This is a genomic window from Natronotalea proteinilytica, from assembly GCF_055379935.1.
In genome coordinates this window covers 67,405-88,048 of sequence record NZ_AP043947.1, presented here as the reverse complement: position 1 = coordinate 88,048, position 20,644 = coordinate 67,405, and the positions used below count along the sequence as shown (strand labels likewise).

14 protein-coding genes are annotated in these 20,644 nt (G+C 57.2%); 5 read left to right on the top strand and 9 right to left on the bottom strand.

All coding sequences use genetic code 11. The features are described 5' to 3' along the window. Positions 1–122: 122 nt before the first annotated feature. Positions 123–824 carry a TIGR04283 family arsenosugar biosynthesis glycosyltransferase gene (locus ACZ5AL_RS00680; RefSeq protein WP_464511492.1) on the bottom strand — a complete coding sequence of 234 codons (702 nt, stop codon included), beginning with the start codon at positions 822–824 and terminating at the stop codon, positions 123–125. Between the two features lie 56 nt (positions 825–880). Beyond that, positions 881–1,966, bottom strand: coding sequence for a M42 family metallopeptidase (locus ACZ5AL_RS00675; protein ID WP_464511490.1), 1,086 nt, complete (start codon positions 1,964–1,966; stop codon positions 881–883). Between the two features lie 241 nt (positions 1,967–2,207). Here ACZ5AL_RS00675 and ACZ5AL_RS00670 point away from each other — a divergent pair, with 241 nt between their 5' ends. Next, positions 2,208–2,927 (top strand): response regulator transcription factor, encoded by a 720-nt coding sequence (locus tag ACZ5AL_RS00670; protein WP_464511489.1) that lies wholly within the window; start codon positions 2,208–2,210, stop codon positions 2,925–2,927. 553 nt (positions 2,928–3,480) lie between these two features. Here ACZ5AL_RS00670 and ACZ5AL_RS00665 read toward each other — a convergent pair. The 3 genes from ACZ5AL_RS00665 to ACZ5AL_RS00655 all read right to left on the bottom strand — a co-directional run bounded on the left by ACZ5AL_RS00665 (position 3,481) and on the right by ACZ5AL_RS00655 (position 8,131). Next, on the bottom strand, positions 3,481–4,284 hold the full coding sequence (locus ACZ5AL_RS00665; RefSeq protein WP_464511488.1) for a response regulator transcription factor: 804 nt from the start codon (positions 4,282–4,284) through the stop codon (positions 3,481–3,483). Positions 4,285–4,514: 230 nt separating this feature from the next. Further along, positions 4,515–6,971 (bottom strand): endonuclease MutS2, encoded by a 2,457-nt coding sequence (locus ACZ5AL_RS00660; protein ID WP_464511486.1) that lies wholly within the window; start codon positions 6,969–6,971, stop codon positions 4,515–4,517. A 149-nt stretch (positions 6,972–7,120) separates the two neighbouring features. Continuing rightward, positions 7,121–8,131 carry a sugar phosphate nucleotidyltransferase gene (locus ACZ5AL_RS00655; RefSeq protein WP_464511484.1) on the bottom strand — a complete coding sequence of 337 codons (1,011 nt, stop codon included), beginning with the start codon at positions 8,129–8,131 and terminating at the stop codon, positions 7,121–7,123. Between the two features lie 351 nt (positions 8,132–8,482). Here ACZ5AL_RS00655 and ACZ5AL_RS00650 point away from each other — a divergent pair, with 351 nt between their 5' ends. Further along, complete coding sequence (locus tag ACZ5AL_RS00650; protein WP_464511483.1) at positions 8,483–9,163, top strand: YiaD family glycine zipper/OmpA-like lipoprotein; 681 nt, start codon at positions 8,483–8,485, stop codon at positions 9,161–9,163. A 142-nt stretch (positions 9,164–9,305) separates the two neighbouring features. Beyond that, on the top strand, positions 9,306–10,187 hold the full coding sequence (locus ACZ5AL_RS00645; protein ID WP_464511482.1) for a tetratricopeptide repeat protein: 882 nt from the start codon (positions 9,306–9,308) through the stop codon (positions 10,185–10,187). Between the two features lie 135 nt (positions 10,188–10,322). On the opposite strand, the gene ACZ5AL_RS00640 is transcribed toward ACZ5AL_RS00645, so the two are convergent. Next, positions 10,323–12,038, bottom strand: coding sequence for an amidohydrolase (locus ACZ5AL_RS00640; protein ID WP_464511480.1), 1,716 nt, complete (start codon positions 12,036–12,038; stop codon positions 10,323–10,325). A gap of 222 nt (positions 12,039–12,260) precedes the next feature. Here ACZ5AL_RS00640 and gcvP point away from each other — a divergent pair, with 222 nt between their 5' ends. Next, the gene (gcvP, locus tag ACZ5AL_RS00635) at positions 12,261–15,143 is read left to right on the top strand and encodes an aminomethyl-transferring glycine dehydrogenase (RefSeq protein ID WP_464511479.1); all 2,883 of its coding nucleotides are present in this window, start codon (positions 12,261–12,263) and stop codon (positions 15,141–15,143) included. A gap of 814 nt (positions 15,144–15,957) precedes the next feature. Here the strand turns inward: gcvP and ACZ5AL_RS00630 are convergent. Continuing rightward, positions 15,958–16,851 (bottom strand): bacteriorhodopsin, encoded by an 894-nt coding sequence (locus ACZ5AL_RS00630; protein ID WP_464511478.1) that lies wholly within the window; start codon positions 16,849–16,851, stop codon positions 15,958–15,960. A 199-nt stretch (positions 16,852–17,050) separates the two neighbouring features. Between ACZ5AL_RS00630 and ACZ5AL_RS00625 the strand changes: the two genes are divergently transcribed. After that, positions 17,051–17,605 (top strand): isochorismatase family protein, encoded by a 555-nt coding sequence (locus tag ACZ5AL_RS00625; RefSeq protein WP_464511476.1) that lies wholly within the window; start codon positions 17,051–17,053, stop codon positions 17,603–17,605. 10 nt (positions 17,606–17,615) lie between these two features. Here the strand turns inward: ACZ5AL_RS00625 and ACZ5AL_RS00620 are convergent, their stop codons facing one another. Beyond that, positions 17,616–18,845, bottom strand: coding sequence for a class II D-tagatose-bisphosphate aldolase non-catalytic subunit (locus ACZ5AL_RS00620; RefSeq protein WP_464511475.1), 1,230 nt, complete (start codon positions 18,843–18,845; stop codon positions 17,616–17,618). Positions 18,846–19,183: 338 nt separating this feature from the next. Continuing rightward, positions 19,184–20,644 (bottom strand): nucleotide sugar dehydrogenase, encoded by a 1,461-nt coding sequence (locus ACZ5AL_RS00615; RefSeq protein WP_464511473.1) that lies wholly within the window; start codon positions 20,642–20,644, stop codon positions 19,184–19,186.

The window sequence follows — 20,644 nt, the reverse complement described above, 5'->3', positions numbered from 1 at the left end:
TTCGGCGGCTACATGGGCCTCCTCCGTCGGCCTTCGCTCACCATGACAGGTTTTTGGGGAGGGGGCTGGGAGACAGAGTTTAGCACGATCTCTGTACCATACCTTTCAGGTGTGACAGAGAACTACGCGTCTCGCACATGTGCGTTGTACGGATAGGCATCGGCCAGTTGCTCCGGCGGCGCCCCTATCATGTAGCGACTCCATAGCGATAGATTGTGCACCTGCTGCCACACAGGCCCTGTTGCGCGAAACCGACGAGCCGATGTAACCACCGGTTCCTGCACAAACCGAAAGCCCTCCCGTTGTACCAACCGGTAGGCCATATCCAAATCCTCAAAAATAGGGATCTGTCGAAAGCCCTGCAGGGCGTCAAACACAGCCCGTCGTACAAACAACCCGCGATCTCCAAACGCCAGCCCCCACCATGGCAGGCGCGTCCACATCGCGTAAAACCGAAGCAATGGGGTGGAACGGTCAAAACGCAATCGGAATGTCCCGGCTTCTACCGTCGGCTCTGCCAAAACGCGATGCATCACGCGCCACGTGGCAGCAGGAATCTTCGTATCGGCATGCAGAAAAAACAGAACCGGGGCCGTAGCAACACGTGCCCCGGCATTCATCTGCTGCGCCCGCCCTTTTCGAGCACTCTGCACCACCGTTGCATACGGTTTGGCGTGCACACGGGTGGCATCGGTAGATCCGCCATCAGCCACAATGCATTCAATGGGCGGATGCGGCAGCTCATGCAGCGCCCGAAGCGTATCCGCAATATGCGACGCTTCATTAAGCGTGGGCACGATCACCGCCACACGAGAGCAAGTCATAGCAAACCGTGGTGGTGTCTTACAAGAAGCATGTAGGTGCTCAATCCATCCAAGCGCTACTGCGTATCCAACCCGCTCCCGAATGTGGTGTCGGGGCTCAGGTCGTTGATAAAGGCCACCAACCAGTCAATGCACTGTGCTACGTCGTCGGTATCTACCACCTCTACCGTTGAGTGCATGTAGCGCAGCGGCACTGAAACGAGCGCACTGGGAACGCCCGCTCGTACCCGGAAGATGCTGTCGGTATCGGTTCCGGTGCGTCGGCTCGACGGCTCATGCTGCAGTGCAATCTCGTGGGTGTCGGCAGCCTGCATAAGCCGCTGTACGACCTGGGGGTGATTTGACGTGCCATGCGTTACGGTTGGCCCCTTGCCCATTTTCACGCTTCCATGTTGAGTAGCGCTAATACCCGGGGAGTCGGTCGCATGGGTTACATCGAAGGCCACTGCTGCATCCGGTTGTAGACGGTGCGTAATCATTTTGGCACCGTGCCCGCCAATTTCTTCTTGGACCGAGTTGGTCGCAATGCACGTCCACGGCGGAGGCGTATCTTGCTCAGAAAGGCGACGGAGCACCTCGGCCATGATGAATCCACCTAGCCGGTTATCAATCGCCCGCCCTGTGATGCGTGTGTCTGTGAGATGCGTTGGGCTTACGTCGCACACCATCGGATGGCCTACCCGCACGCCTCGTTCGGCAACGGCGTCTGCACTATCGGCACCGATGTCGATGAACAGCTCGTGTACCTTCGGAATCGACTCGTCTTTACGGTCGCGCAGGTGAATAGCCGTGTTGCCTACAACACCCTGCACTTCCCCCTTATCGCCCAGAATGCGCACCCGCTGTCCCCGCGCAATCGCCCGATCAGAGCCGCCAATACGGTTTACATGCAAGAATCCATTGTCGGTGACATGACGCACCATGTACCCAATTTCATCGACATGCGCATCAAGAACCAATCGCGGCGCCTCATCATTGGCGGCATCAACCGTGGCCCAGGCCGTGCCATAAGCATCTGAATCTACCGTGTCGGCAAAGTCGGACACGTAGCGCATCCACACGCGTTGTCCTTCGGTTTCGAATCCGGTTGGGCTGGGCGTATCGAGCAGATCAAACAGAAAGTCGTGAGCCGTCTCAGTCATACAAGCACGTGGTTTGGTGAAGAGAAAAAGCGTGGCAGCCCTACACACGCGCCGTCCCCACTGAATGATGCGCCCCCGAGACAAGAGGCAGCGCAACAAGGTCGTAACGGTGTGTTATGATGAAGTGAGGACGCCCCATATGATTTGGATGCTGCGTTTGTTTTCGTATATTTGTTAGCTGTACTGTCGGTTTCTATCCGCTCTCATTCCTGCTACTCCCCGAACCTGCCCCCCTGCTATTATGGCTAAAACGACCGAACGCACCTACCAGATGCTTATTGTTGAGGATGATGAAGACATCCTCATGGGTTTGCGCGATTACTTTGACATGCAAGAGTTTGATGTTGAAACGGCCTCAGATGGCGAACAGGCGCTGGCTAAGATGAAGTCGATGGATCAATGCGATGTGGTCTTGCTTGATGTGATGCTCCCCAAAAAGGATGGGTTTCAGGTGTTGGAGGAATCACACGAGATGGGCTTTAGTGCACCTGTACTTATGATTACAGCGCGGGGCGAACAAGAATCAAAGCTTAAGGGCTTCGGGCTCGGCGCTGATGATTATGTCACCAAACCATTCAATGTAGAAGAGTTGGCTGCCCGCGTCAAGGCGGTGATGCAGCGTACCATGCCGCCCTCAGAAGCGCCCATGGATGTGTATGAAGTCGGAGATGTGGAGGTCAACTTCACCACGCACGAGGCTTTCCGAGGCGATGAAGAGATCAGCTTTACTGCACTGGAGTTCGACATTCTGCGCTACCTAATTCAGCACAAAGGCCGCACCGTAACGCGCAAACAACTGCTACGCGACGTGTGGGGCATCGACGAGAACATCATTACACGGACGATTGACCGCCACATGGCCTCGGTCCGCAAAAAGATCGAGCCCGATCCCTCGGCCCCAACGTACATCGAGACGGTATACGGCATTGGCTACCGCTTCGACGACTCGAATGACGATTAGAAGGCAGCGGTTCAATGTTAATTGATTGACATGTGGTTTACATCATCGCAAAACCGCTCAAACCCCCTCTGTCTCCGAGCTTCGCCGCAGGCGTGATCCTGTGGAGATCTCCCCCCTTGGCTAAGGCTAGTCCTTACACATAACTTTCTTTCTGATATTTCGTTAATGGGAGATTTGACTTCCCCACCGTCTGTTCAATGAGAGACTGTTGGACCCCACAAAAAGAACCCACCTGAAGAACCCACCTGGGCGTTTGCTCGGGCGAGTGGATCCTGAATCGAGTTCAGGACAGGCAAGCGATCATCAACGATTATCACCATCTCAGGTTGTGGACATCTCCCCCTTGGCCAAGGGGGAGAAACCCGACACGAGCCCGGAGGGCGACTGATGGAGCGAAGCGGAATAAGGGAGAGGGGGTTCGAAGAAGAAAACACTGCGGTCCCCACACCTTATCATTCAGGTGCGACAGCGCCCCACAAACACACGTTCCCCTTGACAGATGAGGCTGCTCTGCCAAGGGGAAGGCATCTATTCGCGGTTTGTGTTCTGTGTGCTACACATGGGCTTGCACATCTCGATCGCTCGACGATGACACCGCCGCATCGGAGGCATCAGGGGTGTCTTCGTCGGCGGGCGGTTCCACGCGGGTGGCGCCAATCAGCTTATAGCCAATGCCGTACACGCTTCGAATGGCCCAGTTCGATTCGTCGTCGCCTTCCATAGCGTCACGCAAGGCATTCACATGGCGGTCGATCGTGCGCGTTTCGACCTCGGCGGGCAGATTCCACACATCGCGCAGAATCTGCTCACGGGTAGCCGTACGTCCACGACGGCGGATGAGGTACTCTAGCAGGGCATACTCCAGGTCGGTAAGCTTTACAGGCTCGCCGCTACTGCTCTTCACAACCGACTGCCCATCCAGGTCGACAGTCAGACCGCCCACCTCAAACACACCGCCTTCCTCGGAGGCTTGTGCTTCACGGCGGAGCAGCACCTCGATGCGAGCCATCAGTTCTTCCGTGGCAAATGGCTTGGTCAGGTAATCGTCGGCCCCCGACTGAAAGCCTTCCATCTTGTGCTCGTGCCCACCGAGCCCCGTAAGCATCAAGACAGGCGTTTGCACGCCTTCAGCACGTGCTTGTCGAAGCACAGCAAAACCATCGCGGTCGGGGAGCTTCGCATCCAAGATAATCAGATCATAGCCCGGAAGCGCCACCGCTTTCTCACGTCCCGACTCACCATCGGTGGCCAGCGTTACGTCGTAGTCCTTCGACTCCAGATAGAGCACGAGACTCGTGCTTAGCTCTTCGTTATCTTCAACAACTAAGATCCGTGGGGATTGGGCATCTTTCATCATGGCGATTTATCGTCGATTCGGTGAAAACGAGAGTGCAAAGGGCGTGCACCGGTATTGCAGGTCTGCACCGGATCGCCGCAACACGCTGGGGGACGTGTGTCTCTACTGAACCAAAATCTATGACGAGAGTGCCTTTTTTGTGTGGCAACAATGAAACGATTTAGCCACCACCGCCCGTCTTTCAATACAATGTTGCAATCTCCACCATAGTTAGGAGACTCTTTTGCCTTCTATGCCGCAAGCGTGACGTGCGTGACACCCGCTCCCCCTTCCTCAATGGGCGCAATGTCGAAGTGGGCCACATCGGGACGCTGCCTCAGATGATCGTGAATGGCTTCGCGCAGCGCTCCGGTGCCTTTGCCGTGCAGAATCTCAACCGTGTTCAGCTGAGCTGCTACGGCATCATCCACAAAGTGCTGGGTACGCTGCAGCGCTTCCTCGACCCGTTCACCCCGCAGGTCAATGCGATGTGAGGCCTGCAGCGACTCCATCGATGTGGTGTATCCACTTCCTGTAGAGGCATCGGCATCCTTCGGGCCGCCTACTTTGGTGAGACGCTGCACGGGAACGCGCATGTGCATGGGGCCCGCCCCAACGAGCGCCTCGCCATTTTCAAGCTCTAGCACCTCTACCTCGGTCGATCCATCATCGACCACCACCTGGTCGCCTTCTTCGATAGGCCCTGCCGGGGAGGGCTTGCTCTTGCGGGTGGTGGATTTTTGTGTGCCGGAATCTGTTCCTTCAGGACCCTCCCGAGCATCTTGTTCTGCCTTACGAGCCTCTTCGCCTCGTTTATGCACCTCGGTCTTGTACTCCTCTAGCCGTTCACGCGCCGCTTTAGTCGCCTCGCGCTCGGCCTCGGCCTCTTTGATTTCGCGGATGGTGCGCTCCACGCGGGCATTGGCTTCGTTGACAATCCGTTCGGCCTCTTCGAGCGCCTGCTGGCGATATTCCTCGCGCTTTTTATCAATGGTTTGGCGTTTTTGAGTTAAGCGCTCTCGCTCGGCCTGGGCGCGCCGCTCGGCTTCCTCGGCTTCACGCAGCCGTTTTTCGAGGGCCTGCGTCCGCGTCTCGAACGTCTTCACCAGGTCCTCTAGTGCGGCCATTTGCTCGCCTGCCAGAGTGCGTGCTCGGTCGAGCAACGAACGGTCGAGGCCCATCCGCTCGGCAATCTCAAACGCATACGACGACCCCGGCACCCCTTGCTGATACTGATACGTAGGAGCCAGTGTCTCCTGGTCAAACACCATGGATCCATTCTCGACCCCCTCTGCCTCGTAGGCATACGCTTTCAGCGCACCGTGATGGGTAGTTGCAATGGTGCGCACGCCTACCTCTGTCAGTCGCTCAAGCAAGGCCTGAGCCAGCGCGCCGCCTGCTTCAGGATCTGTACCCGTTCCGGCCTCATCAATCAAGACCAATGTGTTAGGTGTAGCGTTTTGCATCATGTGACGCAGGTTGGCCACATGCGAACTAAACGTAGAAAGGTCATCTTCAATTGACTGCTCATCGCCAATGTCTACAATGACTTTCGACCAAAGCGGTACATTGCTGTGGGGCGCTGCTGGAATGGGCAATCCGTACGCCGCCATAAGCGAACAGAGACCGACCGTTTTCATCGCCACCGTCTTACCACCGGCGTTCGGACCGGTAATCACGAGCGTGGTGATGTCGCGCCCCAACTCGATGGTGAGGGGTACCACGGGCTCATCGGATTCGGGGGTGTCGGCATGCTGACGGTGCAACACCAATGCGGCATTGCGCGCCTCGGCCAGTGACACGAAACCGTCATCGTTCAGGTGCGGCACATGGGCATCAATCTCGTTGGCCATGCGCGCTTTGGCTTGCAGCAGATCGAACTGGGCCAGCACACGCAAATTCGTCTCGACGGCGTCGGCGTTATGGCGGAGATGCCCCGTGGCTTCCCGCAAGATGCGCTTGATCTCGTTACGCTCGTCGGCTTCCAGCTCGCGCACCTCATTATTCAGCGAAAGACACGCTGCAGGTTCGATGTACACGGTTTGCCCGCTCGACGAACTGTCGTGAATGAAGCCATCTACCTTGCGCTTGGCCTCGGCCCGAATGGGAATAACCATACGTCCGGCTCGAATGGTCGGCTGCTCTTCGGTGGCATAGCCCTTCCCCACCGCCTTGCGTAACTCCCGGTTGAGCGTCTGGCGCAGGTTGCTTTTACGCTCGCGGATTTGGCGGCGGATGCGCATTAGATTTTCGGAGGCGTCGTCGCGTACCGACCCGGTATCGTCGATGATGGATGCGAGATGGGCTTCGAGGTCATCGAGCGGGGCGAGGCGACGTGCGCTTTTGGCCAGCGCAGGATAGTCGGCCTTACGATCGGCACAGTAGCGCGCCAGACGCTGCCCTGTAACGAGCACCTGACGCACCTCATGCAACGCCTGGGCATCTACATACGCATCCGTTGGGCGGGCTTTGCGCAGCGTGTCGCGCAGGTCGTGCACATGCTGCAGCGGAGGCGTTTTGTCGTACCGCAGCGCCTGCTGATACTCATCTACGCGCTGCAACTCGGTATGTAGCCAGTCGGCCGAACGGGCTGGCTTCATCTTCGACAATCGTTCTTGCCCCAGGGGCCCGCGTACCAAATCGTTTAGGCGGCGGCGCACCACGTCAAAGCCAAGTTTCGTTTCAATGGAATCGGGATACGTATGCATCCTGCTAAACACTTCTCCAAAACAGCGAACAAACACACAACGGCTGATGCCAGGCGATGCTGACACCAGCCGCTGATGCTCAACGAGGGCAAACCGCAGAGGCTCCTGCTGCTTGACGACCTCGCCTTGATTTTACAGGTTGATCGTCGTCACGATCGGGGGCCCACGTAACTGTGGTCGCCTACGTTAACGACGGAAGCCTCGGGATCGACCGTGGCGTGCTGCCCTACGATGGAATCAGCCAGAACGGCGTTTTCCACGGTGGACTCGGCAAAGAGGATGCTGTCGCGCACCACGCTGCCCCGTACCGTGGCTCCAGCCTCAATAGAGACGTTGGGGCCCACTACCGCATTTTCAACGGTGGCTCCCGGACCGATGTACACTGGTTCGTGCACTACGCTATCGGTTACCGTGCCCTGCACGGCATCGTCGGGCTCGCGCTTCAGCATACGCTGCGTGGTTTCGAGGAGCGACGGAATGGTACCGCAGTCCATCCACGCATCAACCGACGCAGTTTTGAACACCGCCCCATCTTGGAGCATCCGATCGAAGGCATCGGTGAGTTGGTACTCATCGCCCTTGCCGCGGATGTTGTGTTCGATGAGATACTCAATTTCTTGATGCAAGCGCGCCAAGTCGCGCACGTGATAGATCCCAATGATGGCTTCGTTTGAGATCGGTTCGTCCGGTTTTTCGACGAGACGCACCACGCGCTCGCCTTCGCGTACCGCTACGCCAAAGCGACTCGGATCCTCCACCTCGCGCACCCACATGGTCACATCGGCGTCGGGGTCAAGCACCGTTTGGTCATCCATGCCGAAAAGCGTATCGGCAAAGACAACGATGCCGCTGCCTTCCAGATGATGCCCTGCAGACCCAACGGCATGGGCAGTGCCCAGCGCCTGCTCTTGCACCGCAAACTCAGCGGTCATATCGTGTGCGGCACAAATCTCAGTTAGCTGGTCGCGAATCGCTTGTCCAAAGTCAGGCCCTAGCACAAACACGCCCGTATCAATAGATACATCGATGGACGCGGAAAAGGTGTCTACGATTCGTTCAACGATAGACATCCCGCGCACAGATAGAAGCGGCTTCGGTGTGACATGAGAATGCGGGCGTACGCGTGTGCCGCGGCCCGCCATAGGAATAATCAGTTTCATAATAACAGTGTCGTCAATAGTATCTGGAGCAAACGAAACGCAATGGGTAACTCCCGTGCAAACGCCGTATGGATGCAAGCTACCTACTGTATAAATACCAGATTGCTACCATGCATGCCAGTAATTTTCAATCAAACTCCGCGGTACACGACATAATGTGTACATTATTCTGAACGAGGTGCCCCCTGCATCCCCCACATTATGACGGATTCAGCACACAAGGCCGCCTTTTGCTCGTTTGGCACGTGGGTTGTTTTTGTATTCTCTACCAGCAGGTGATGCTGTTGGAGGCCTACGTTTCGTGTGCCTTCGCTTTCGCCTTTGTTTCCGCCATCATTAAGCGTGACGCTTATGAAATCGCTTCCTCGACTTCTTGCATTCCCGTTGGCCCTTCTCCTCTTGGCTACAGGCCTTACACTTGGAGGATGCGAAACGCTGAGCCGCACCGAGCAGGGGGCTATTGTAGGCGCTGGAGCAGGAGGCGCTGCCGGAGCTGCCATTGGACGCGCAGCCGGCGGAACCGCCGAGGGGGCTATCCTTGGCGCCGTTATCGGCGGTACGGCGGGGGCCATCATTGGACAACGCATGGACCGAAAGGCGGAGGAACTGGAGGCCGAGTTGGAAGATGCTGAAGTCGAACGAGTCGGAGAAGGGATTAAGGTCACCTTCGATACAGGCATTCTATTTGACTTTGACTCGTCTGACCTGCGGCCCGCTGCGCGCACCAACCTTAACGAATTAGCTGCGAGCCTCAACGACTTTGAAGAAGCGAAGCTGCTCATAGTGGGCCACACCGATTCGCAAGGAGATGCCTCCTACAATCAGGGCCTGTCGGAACGGCGTGCTAACGCGGCATCGGCGTACCTGCGCCAGCAAGGCATAGCAGCAGAACGCATGAACGAGGTCGGACGGGGCGAAACGGAACCGGTGGCCTCTAATGAACGTGCCGAGGGCCGCCAGCAAAACCGGCGCGTAGAAGTTGCCATTTATGCGAGCGAAGAATATCGCGAGCGCGTCCAAGCGTCAAACTAAGTAAAAGTCTCACACACTCAAACCGACCATCTGCTTCTTGCTTGAAGTGTTTCTGAAACATACCCGGAGGCCTGACGCTATGAACATGCTGTCCACACAACCCGCTGACACCGCTGTATCCCACTCACGAACTTCTGTATCCATGACTACTTCTGTTCCTTTTTCTGCTCCCCGCTCGCTGCTAAACAGCGTGCTGGCGTATGGCTTAGCCGCTGTGCTGCTTGCGGGCCTGATGGCTCTTCCTGCTCACGCCCAAAGCGAAGGCGGCGATGAGTTACGTGCCCAAATTGAAGAGGCCTTTGGACAAGGCGAACAAGCCCGCCAACAGGGCGACTTTGATACTGCGTATGCACAATGGGAAGAAGCCCACCGGCTTGCTGGCGAAGCAGACCAATCACGCGTTCAAGAGCAAATTGGTGAACGGTTGGTTCAGCTCGCACGCACCCAAGGCAATAACGCGATTGAAGAAGAGCGCAATGAAGACGTAGTTTATCATTTTGAAAAGGGCATCGAGTTTGCCCCGGATGAGGCCTACTTCTATTACGGCAAAGGGCTCGGCTACCTTCGCCTTGAAGATGAAGAAAACGGCATTGAAATGATGCTGGAAGCCATTAGCGTTGGTGAGGAAACCGGTGATCAGCGCACAGTGGGTATGACAACGGAACGCATCCGCCAGGAGTATATCTCGCGCGCCTCGCAGGCACTTAGCAACGACAATCCCGGGGATGCAATCGATGCCTTGGATACGCTCGAAGAATATGTCGATCCTAATGCCAATGCGTTTTTCTATCGTGGCATGGCGTTGTTTGAGCTTGGGAACTACGAAGATGCCATTGCAGCGGCTCAAGAGGGGCTCAACCTGCATGATGGCGGACGCTCATCGGCTGCTAAGTTTCACTTTGTCATTGCCGAGTCGCAGTTCAACTTGGGCGACACTGCGGAAGCCTGCGAGACCTTTGAAGATGCAGCGTTTGGGGACTACAGCAGCCGCTCGCAACACTATCTCGAAAATGAGTGCGATTAACCTGCGCGTGCTGTAGACGCGTTGTAGCAAAGAACACCCTGTCACACAGGTGGCACATAGCAAACGGTCGATGAGGATATGCTCCTCATCGACCGTTTTTGTGTACCCTCGTTGCAGGACACCATTGATTCCATATTACGGCGCTTCAGGGGCTGCTTCGTCAGCGTAGACACGCGTACCCCCTACATAGGTGGCAATAACTTCTGCATCGAGCAGTTCGTTTGCAGGTATTTCCATGATATCATCCGACAGCATAACGAAATCTGCGTAATAACCAGGCGCAAGTCGTCCCCGATCGGTATCGTTGAAGCCCGCGTAGGCGGCTCCGTACGTAAAGCCGTGCAGCGCGCCTTCGCGTGTCATCCGCTCGTCGGGCATCCAACCGCCCTCGGGCAGCCCGTCAGCATCCTGACGTGTTACAGCAGCATGAAAGCCTTGTAGCGGATCAACAGGCTCTACAGGAAAGTCGGACCCGAACGCCAGATCAACACCACGCTCTGCCAGCGACTGCCACGCGTAGGCCCCTTCCGCACGCTCGTCGCCCAATCGATCTTCGGCCCAGCCCATGTCGCTTGTAGCGTGCATAGGCTGCATGGAGGCAATCACGTTCAGGTCAGCGAAACGCGTCATGTCATCGGGATGGAGTACCTGTGCATGTTCAATGCGGTGCCGCCCTGAAGCCGTACCGTACGTTTCCTGCGCGGCTTCGTACGCATTCAGCACCTCGCGATTGGCACGATCGCCAATGGCGTGCGTGTTGACCTGATAGCCGCATTGAAGCGCCCGCTCCACATCTTCCTGCAGACCTTCCGGACTCCGCATGAGTAGCCCCTGGTTCCCTTCATCATCGGAGTAGTCATCAAGCAGGGCAGCCCCGCGACTACCAAGTGCCCCATCCATATAGAACTTGACGCTTCGCACGCTCAAGTGCCCCGCCAAATCATAGATGAGTCCGTTTTCGCAATAGTAATCAAACGCCTCTCCGCGCCCGTCGAGCATCGCGTGGACGCGAATCGGAAAGCGATCTTTCCCAATGAAGCGCTCGTAGCGCTCAATCGCCTCGCGCCCGATGCCCGCATCATGCACGCCGGTCATTCCAAGGCGGGCAGTATGCTCCAGCGCCTCTTCCAACGCATCGTCGAGTTGCTCGCGTGTTGCAGATGGGATCTCTCCACTGACCAGTCCCATGGCCGTATCAATCAGAATGCCCGTGGGTTGGTCGGCGTCATCACGCAGAATGGCTCCTCCTTCTGGATCCGCCCGGTCTGTTATTTCTTGCATACCAACGGCCTCCAACGCTGCCGTGTTGACCCAGGCCGCATGACCATCTACACGTACCAGGTACACCGGACGATCTGGAAAGGCATCATCAAGATCTTGACGCGTGGGAAAGTCGCCATCGCCGGGCCACTCGTTTTGATCCCACCCTCGGCCTTCAAGCCAGGCCCCCTCGGGCAGGTCCGCAGCAAATGATTCAAGCCGGTCAATCACCGCGTCAACCGACTCGGTGCCCACTAGATCGGCTTGTAAAAACGTTTCGGCCAGTCCCGTAAGATGGCCGTGCGCATCGATAAAACCGGGCACAATAGCGTGGCCCTCTGCATCGAGCGAGGGCGCCTCTGGGTAGGCCTGCTGGACCTGCTCATCGGATCCGACCATGAGCACCCGATCGCCTCGCACGGCCATCGCCTCGGCCTCGGGCTGCTCCGGATGCATGGTGTAAATTGTCGCGTTGTGAACCACTTGATCGGCCTGCGCCCATGCAACGGGCCCCATCAGCATCACAAGTAGACTCAAGCCGCCCAGACTATACAGTAAACGATGGATCATACCAAAAAGAGCGTTAGCCATAGTGCAATGAACAACTTCAACATAGAAGGCCCTGCGCCCAGATGCCAGCAGCCCCGTATCCCCCACGCGTTACCCATGAAAGTATACCACGCTCGTTAACATTCTTCAGCATTCTTGCATCGGCAGCACGCGCTCTGACTGAACCCGGCTTTTAAGGATTCGTTTATACAGCGTCTTACTTGCACAACTACGCTCTTCCCTGGCCACTTGCCCCGTATCCGCATGCCTATTGACCTTCGCTCAACCGATGTCTTTGCGCACCGCCACATTGGCCCCTCGCCTGCTGATCGGGCGGCAATGCTCAAATCGATCGGAGCCAACTCGCTGGATGCACTGATTGACGAAGCCATCCCCGCCGAAATCCGGAGCGACCGTCCCCTCGACCTGCCCAGCGCCGCAACCGAACAAGAACTGCTCGCTACGGCGAACGCCTATGCAGATGCCAACGACGTGCATCGCTCCTTTATCGGAATGGGCTACCACGACACAGTAACTCCGCCCGTTATCCAGCGCAACATTCTGGAGAATCCGGACTGGTACACGGCATACACGCCCTATCAGGCTGAAATCTCCCAAGGCCGGTTGGAAGCGCTTCTCAACTTCCAAACCATGGCTATTGACCTAACGGGCATGGAAATCGCGAACGCGTCGCTGCTTGATGAGGCCACCGCAGCCGCCGAAGCGATGATGATGCTGAACCGCGTAACGCGTCGCCAAGACGCCCGGCAGTTCTTTGTGGCAGCCGATTGCCATCCGCAAACCATCGAGGTAGTCAAAGCGCGCGCCGAGCCGCTAGACGTAGAGGTGGTTGTGGGTGACCCCGATGCGTTCGCATTCACCGAGGACGTGTTTGGCGCCCTCGTCCAATACCCTGCAACCGACGGCGCCATCCGCGATTACGAGGCATTCTGCGACGCAGCCCACGCGCACGACGCGTATGTAGCCGTGGCCGCCGATCTGATGAGCCTGACGCTGCTTGAGGCGCCCGGGTCCTGGGGAGCCGATGTGGTATTGGGCAACACCCAACGCTTCGGCGTTCCGCTCGGCTATGGCGGTCCGCACGCCGCCTACTTTGCGACCAAAGAAACCCACAAGCGCCAGATGCCCGGTCGCATGATTGGCGTATCCAAGGATGCCGAGGGCGACCTTGCCCTGCGCATGGCCCTGCAAACCCGAGAGCAGCACATCCGCCGGGGCCGCGCCACCTCGAACATCTGCACCGCCCAGGTACTCCTGGCCGTCATGGCCAGCATGTACGCGGTGTACCATGGCCCGAAGGGGCTCACCCAAATCGCCACACGTATCCACGATGCCACAAAAACCCTGGCCACCGGTCTCGAACAGCTTGGCCACACCCTACGCCACGATGCGTTTTTCGACACCCTCCGCGTAGACCCTGACGGGCTCACTGCGCAAGACATCCGGAGCACCGCCAAGGCGCACGAGGTCAATCTGCGCTACTATGATGACGGCTCGGTTGGCATTGCTCTCGATGAAGCCATCACCACCGACGAACTGAACACGCTGCTTCGCATTTTTGGTGCCCAGAACGGGCGTTCACTCCACGCCGAAGACCTGGCAGCTGATCTATCCAGTGGATACGACGGGCCACTGCAGCGCACCACCGAGTTTCTCACCCATCCGGTCTTTAACAGCTACCATTCGGAGCCGGAGATCACGCGCTACATGCACCACCTGGCGGCCAAAGACCTGTCGCTCACCACAAGCATGATTCCGCTCGGATCGTGCACCATGAAGCTGAACCCGACGGCTTCGCTCATGCCTATTTCGGATGCGCGCTTTGGGAAAATGCACCCGTTTGCACCGTCCGAGCAGGCCAGCGGTTACGCCAAGGTGATTGACGAGCTGTCGAGCTGGCTCGCTGAAATTACCGGGTTTGAAGAGGTATCGCTGCAGCCCAACTCGGGCGCCTCGGGCGAATACACGGGGCTGCTTGTGATCCAAGCCTATCATGAGCATCGTGGCGAAGGCCACCGCAATGTCTGCCTCATCCCCGAATCGGCCCACGGTACCAACCCCGCCAGTGCTTCGATGGCTGGCATGAAAGTCGTTACCGTAGACTGTGCCGACAATGGCGACATTGACCTGGACGACCTCACTGCCAAGGCCGAGAAGCACAGCGACCACCTAGCGGCCCTGATGGTCACCTACCCCTCTACACACGGCGTATTCGAGACGCACATCCGCGAGGTATGCGACGTGGTGCATGAGCACGGCGGCCAGGTGTACATGGACGGCGCCAACATGAACGCGATGGTAGGCGTGTGCCGCCCTGGCGAAATTGGCATGGATGTGTGCCACCTGAATCTGCACAAGACGTTTAGCATTCCGCACGGCGGCGGCGGCCCCGGAGTAGGCCCCGTGGGCGCTGCAGAGCATCTGGCTCCCTTTCTGCCTGGCCATCCATTAGCCGATGTAGGCGGCGAACACGCTATCGCGCCCGTCTCGGCAGCCCCGTACGGAAGCGCCCTCATTCTGCTTATTTCGTGGGCGTACATCAAGATGCTGGGTGCCGAGGGCCTTACCGCCTCAACCAAAAACGCCATCCTGAATGCAAACTACGTAGCCCGGCGCCTCAACACCCACTACGACATCGTGTACACCGGTGCGAATAGCCGCGTGGCTCACGAGTTCATCCTCGACCTGCGCAGCTTCCGCAAAGAGTTGGGCATCAGCGAGCAAGATGTGGCCAAACGGCTAATGGACTACGGTTTCCACGCCCCTACCATGAGTTGGCCCGTTGTTGGCACACTCATGATTGAGCCCACCGAGAGCGAGTCGAAGGATGAACTCGACCGCTTCTGCGAGGCCATGATTGCGATTCGCTCCGAGATTCAGTCAGTTGAGTTGGGCATGGCCGATGCGGAGGATAACGTACTTACCGAAGCCCCCCATACGGCCTCGCACGTGAGTGCGGATACATGGGACCACCCGTATCCACGCGAAAAAGCGGCCTACCCGGTAGAGCGGCTCCGTACCGACAAGTTCTGGCCCAGCGTGCGCCGCGTCGACGACGCCTACGGCGACCGCAATCTCGTGTGTGCTTGCCCTCCAATGGACGCGTACAAAGAAGGCGTGGCGTGATGCCAGTTAGGTATGAAGGGGTGGATGTGTGGACGGGTGGATGAGCAACCCCCGCCATCCGTTCCTTTATCCGTAAATCCTGGCACCATAAGTGCCCTCAACAATGGTTTTGGGGATTGCCGGATGGATTCCCCTCCATCCTACCCTTCCTCCCCGAGGAGGAAGGAACCGTGGAAGGCGTTCATCACGTCCCCCTCAGAGAAGCTATGGTGTATACACAACGCAACCCCGGAGGCGAACTCCCGCTTGCGTCCTCGTCGCGATGCTCTGCGTCGCGACGGACGAATGGACGCTCTGCGTCCAACGTACCCCCCCCCCGAAGTAAAGAAACCAGGTGGTGGATTAGGAATGCTGGAGCGTCCCGGCAAGCGTGGCGAGGCAGAGGGGCCGTAAGGTCATTCCTGTTGCACATCGCCACGAGAGGACAGGTGTTTTGTTATTATCATCGGGCAGGCTGTCACTCCCTCTTGAACTCCAATATTGACACGTGACTTCACTTAGTGCTTTATTACACCTGAAAGTTAGGGGCCGAAACTGTCATCGCGAGGAGGCAGCTTGCGACCGGCGTGGCGCTGTGAGCACTAGCGAACGAGTACTCCTGGGGTCGGGGCGCTTCGCTGCGCTCGCAATGACATGATTGTGGATTATTCTCGGTACGTTAGAGGTACATGTGTTACCCGAAGAGTGACGTGTGACAGAGAACTAGAGACACAAACAGCCTCCATAACAAACGCCCTCCCAGCACAGTGCCGGGAGGGCGTTTTGTCTTTGTATCCTTTGGAGAATACAAAGTCACGTCAGGATCTAAGCGCAGTTACGCCGTTGCGCCTTCTTCCATCGCTTCCCAATCGTAGCCTTCGGCCTTACTCATCTCTTGCGCCGTGAGCGTCAGGAAGATACCGTAGATGACCTTCGAACCAATATCAGCGACCGTGTACGTCATGTGACGCCCAACAACAGCAGCCTCGCTCAAAGCCGGCTCAGCGGCAAAGCTGAAGAGGTACGGCATGAGGTAGGCACCGGGGTACAGCATCCAGGTGAAGAGGAAGAGCGTCCAGATGGAGCCGAGGTACTTCTGGGCTTTTGCCGGAGCGCCTTCTTTACCTTGGTCGATGACCTGCTTCATCACATACAGAATGTGGAAGAAGAACAGGGTCGAAATCGTGCCCCAGATGAAGAAGAGGGTGGGATCGGTCACTTCGTAGTACTGACCCGCGTATCCGGTCAAGATCATACCCGTACCAGAGAACCAGAACTGGTTACGCACCGAGCTGAAGCTGCTGGTGGTAAGCGACACCACAAACAGAATCTGGAACAGCAGCATCGGCACGTCAATGAGCCAGTTCAGATACCGGTACCCGTTGTTAAACAGGTCGCCCGGGTCGGTTGAGCTAAGCATGTACCGTGCATTTTCGACGTTGTAGTCGAAGGCACTCAGCCAGTTTTGCTGCTGCACAAGCAGAAGCAGGAAGGCCGAGACCATGACGACAACCGAGAGCACGCTGGAAATGCGGTACTTGCGCTTCACCGTGTTCATCGTCAACACGAAGAAGAGCAGCCCCGCCAGCATAACGGCGTATCCCAATGTAAGCACGTGGGCCGAGAGCTGGTATGCCATCTCGGTGTAGCCTTCCATCAGGCCCACGTAGTTTTCAAATGTTGCGTTGCCAAGCGCTTCTTTTGCGCCTTGTAAGTCGAAGTCGTCCATTCGTGAAACCTCTCTGTTTTTCAATGGGTGATGCGGAGTGCGGCGCCGGATTGCCACGGTTGTATAATACTTTTTTCACCAACTATCGGTCAAGTTTCTAAAGTAACTTTGTTGTTTTAGACGTGCGATTATGTAACTATGAGGTCGTAAATTGCACACTAACCGAAAGCGCTTTCCTTTTTTACGTCTATTCGCTGCTATGCTACTCAACGCAACCCGGAGTTGCTTGCTGATTATTGACGTGCAAGAACGACTTGCTCCGGCGATTAATGACGGAGAAGCCGTCATTTCATCCATTGCATGGCTGGCCGCCATTGCCGAACAACTCGACATTCCCGTCCATGCGACCGAGCAGTACCCGAAAGGACTTGGACCGACGGTCTCGCCGCTTCAGTGTTATCTTGCTTCTGACTGTCTGCATCAGAAAATGCACTTTTCGTGGATGCAGACCGACGCATCGCACACTGTAAAAAACGCCTACCCGCAATGGGTCGTGACGGGCACGGAGGCGCATGTGTGCGTGCAGCAGACGGTGTTAGAGGCATGCGCTTTAGACCACACGGTATTTGTGGTGGATGAAGCCGTAGGATCGCGCCGCGCCCTGGACAAGCAACGAGCGCTTGAGCGCATGCGCCGAGCCGGAGCGCACATCGTTACGCGCGAAATGGTGGCGTTTGAGTGGCTCCGTCGCGCCGATACCGACACCTTCCGAGCCATCCAGCCGCTGCTTCGTGATGGACCGGAAGCGCTGTAAGCTCAACGGCTTATGATCTGCTCACATCTGCCTCTTCACGGCGTAGCGACCGCGCACGGCCAACCAGGTTAAACGCATGCAGCATTTCTAACACAGCGGTGCGCAAACGCCACTGCACATACGCATCGGCATCGCGGTAGTCGGCAACCTGATCAAACAGCTCCGATCGGGCGGCCTGCACGTCAGGATCTGTCCACACGTAGCGGCTGCCCGTACTCAAAAGCATACGCTGCGTAGCGGTCGGTAACGCTTCGAACGGTGCATCGTCCGTATCCACCCACTTGCGCCACCGTCCGCTCGCGACAAGCGCCTGGCGCAGCGCGTCATGCCAGTGCGGTGTCCGATCGAGCCGACGAGCCAACTCTTCTAACTCACAGAGTGCGTCATATTCCACTGCAGAAAGCCCGGGCCCAATGTTAGCGCCCCCGATTCCGGTTCGCGGAAACCCGTCAAGCGGCGTCACGAAGTCGCTGTAGTGTGATTTGACGAGAGCTCCGTACGTATCCACCTGTTCGACCACACGGCGTGCTTTGGTTTCGTCAAACGCCCCCGTGCCAAACGACGTACCGACATCACTCACCACAAACGACGGATAGTGGGCCTCTGGCAATGTCGTATAGAGTTGATCCAAGAACTGTTGGAGGCGTTCGAGGTGATCCCCCCAGGAGCCTGGCGCCTCCTCTTCAATACCCACCTCGTAGGTGATTGGCGGATGTCCGTGCCGCGTTCGGTACGACTCGGCCCACTCGATAAGCATGGCGGCTCGCTTCACCATGATAGCCACCGGTAGCGGACCATCGTGGTGGGGGTCTACTGTCGTATCGATATGAGCGTAGCGATATCCGGCCTCAAGTCCTGCCCGAAGCGTTGCTTGTGTGCCCTCGTATGCAGTTTCCCAGTCGACGGCAGCACGGCGCTCGGCATCCTTACACCACGGTCCGCCATGATCCAGACAACACAAGACAGGAGGAGACAGCGGCATCTGCTGACGGAGCGCGCGCACCCGTTGGACAAAAGACGTGGGGGTCCATCCGGTGTACCCGCCGTCCACATCCACCTGGTTGCGGGTGGCTGCGAGAAGGAGAGGAGCCTGCGCATCGGAGGCCGCCGACAGCGCAGCCCGCAGCACCGCATCGGAGGTGGGGCATACTGCCAGGAGCGTGTAGTGTGCTTCTCCGTTGCGCAGGTCGGCAAGCCAACGGTCAAGATCAGTGCGTTGCGGCATAGACGATACGCTCATACCAACGGGGGGCCTGTACGGTTAGATACGGCACCCATGAGCGCTCTTTTCCGTCTGCTTTGCTCTACACCGAAAGCATCTTTGCAAGGTTAGTGTACCGCTTTTTCGGAACCGAGATATATGATTACAGCGAGCAAAACGGCGGGCACGATCACACTGGCGATCGTTAACCACTCAATGCCCAAAGGAGGCGCACCAACAATGAATTCCTCCCGAGGCGATTGCAGCAAAAGCGTCCAGAACAAAGCCATAGTGCCAAAAACAGTGCGATGGAAAACAAACGGCGCGCGAAGCGCTCATGGGAAATGGTGTACCCCACACCCCATGCGGTTGTTGCGCTATTGAATCGTTGCCTTGTTGGATGGATGCCCAGAGTGCCCATCACTGGCATGCAGTGGGGAAACCTGCAGTCCATTTTGATTGCCCCCACCAATCAGCTGAATCTTAGAGCGGCGCTCGTCGGTGATATCGGCTAGTGCGTTGCGGGCATCGACGATCGCCGGCGCATGGGTTGCAATGGCTTCGATGTCAAGGGCATCGTGGTCGGTGATGAGAACCGACACGTTGTACGCTTCCAACACGTCGGGCGTAAGCGTTTCTTTCTTTACGGCGTGCTTTTCTCCATTGGCTGTGTGCACCTCAAAATGGTCCACATGCGGATCCACAAAGGCGACTTGCTCTACTCCTTTTTCGTTTAGAAGCCGAATAACGGTTTCAGCAGGGGAATGGCGCGTATCATCAACATTGCCCTTGAATGCCACCCCAAGCACCAGCACGGTTGCACCAGACAGCGCAACGGGCTGCCGTGCAATCTGCTCGACCACAGCTTCTGCCACGTAGTACGGCATGCTCTCGTTGACCCGCGCTGCAAGCGTGATGAAGCTGGTCTCAAAATCGTAGCGCCGGGCGAGCCATGACAGGTAGTACGGGTCGATTGGGATGCAGTGGCCACCCAGCCCCGGACCCGGGTAGAACGGCATGAATCCAAACGGTTTGGTTTTCGCCGCCTCAATCACATCCCATATCGACAGTTCCTCGACTCGGTCACACAACTTGGCTAGCTCATTTACGAGCGCAATATTGACCGATCGGAATATATTTTCGAGCAGCTTCTCCATTTCTGCCACCTTGGGCGACGGAGCCACATGCACGTGCTCAATAATGGCATGGAGGGCTGTTTCAGCAACGGCGGTGCAGGCATCGGTCACCCCGCCTACCACAACCGGCGTGTTTGCGGTGGTAAACTCCTCGTTCCCCGGATCGATACGCTCGGGGCTGAACGCAAGAAAGTAGTCGTGGCCAAGCCCGAGACCTTCTGCCTGCGCGGCGTTCTCTAAGATGGGCTGCACGATCCCTTCGGTGGTGTCGGGGTACGTTGTGCTTTTGAGGATAATGAGTTGTCCAGGACGCAAATGTTCGGCAATGGATGCTGTGGCCGATTCGATGTACGAGGTGTCGGGCTCTTTGTGCTCGGTAACGGGAGTCGGCACACACAGAAAAAAGACATCAATGTCGGGCGCATCATCGTAGGAGGTTGTTGCCTGCAGAAGGCCCTGCTCAACCAGATCCGCGACCTGCACATCGTCAAGGTCATCGATGTAGTTCTCGCCCCGGTTAAGCTGATCTGTGCGCTCAGAATTGAGTTCAATACCAATAGTTTGGAACCCTGCCGCCGCATACTCAACAGCGAGCGGCAGCCCCACGTATCCAAGTCCGATCACCCCGATGGTGGCTGATTTGTCGGTCAGCGCATTGGTTAGCGAAGCGGCAGTTGTCGGAAGTTGTCCGTTTGCATCCAT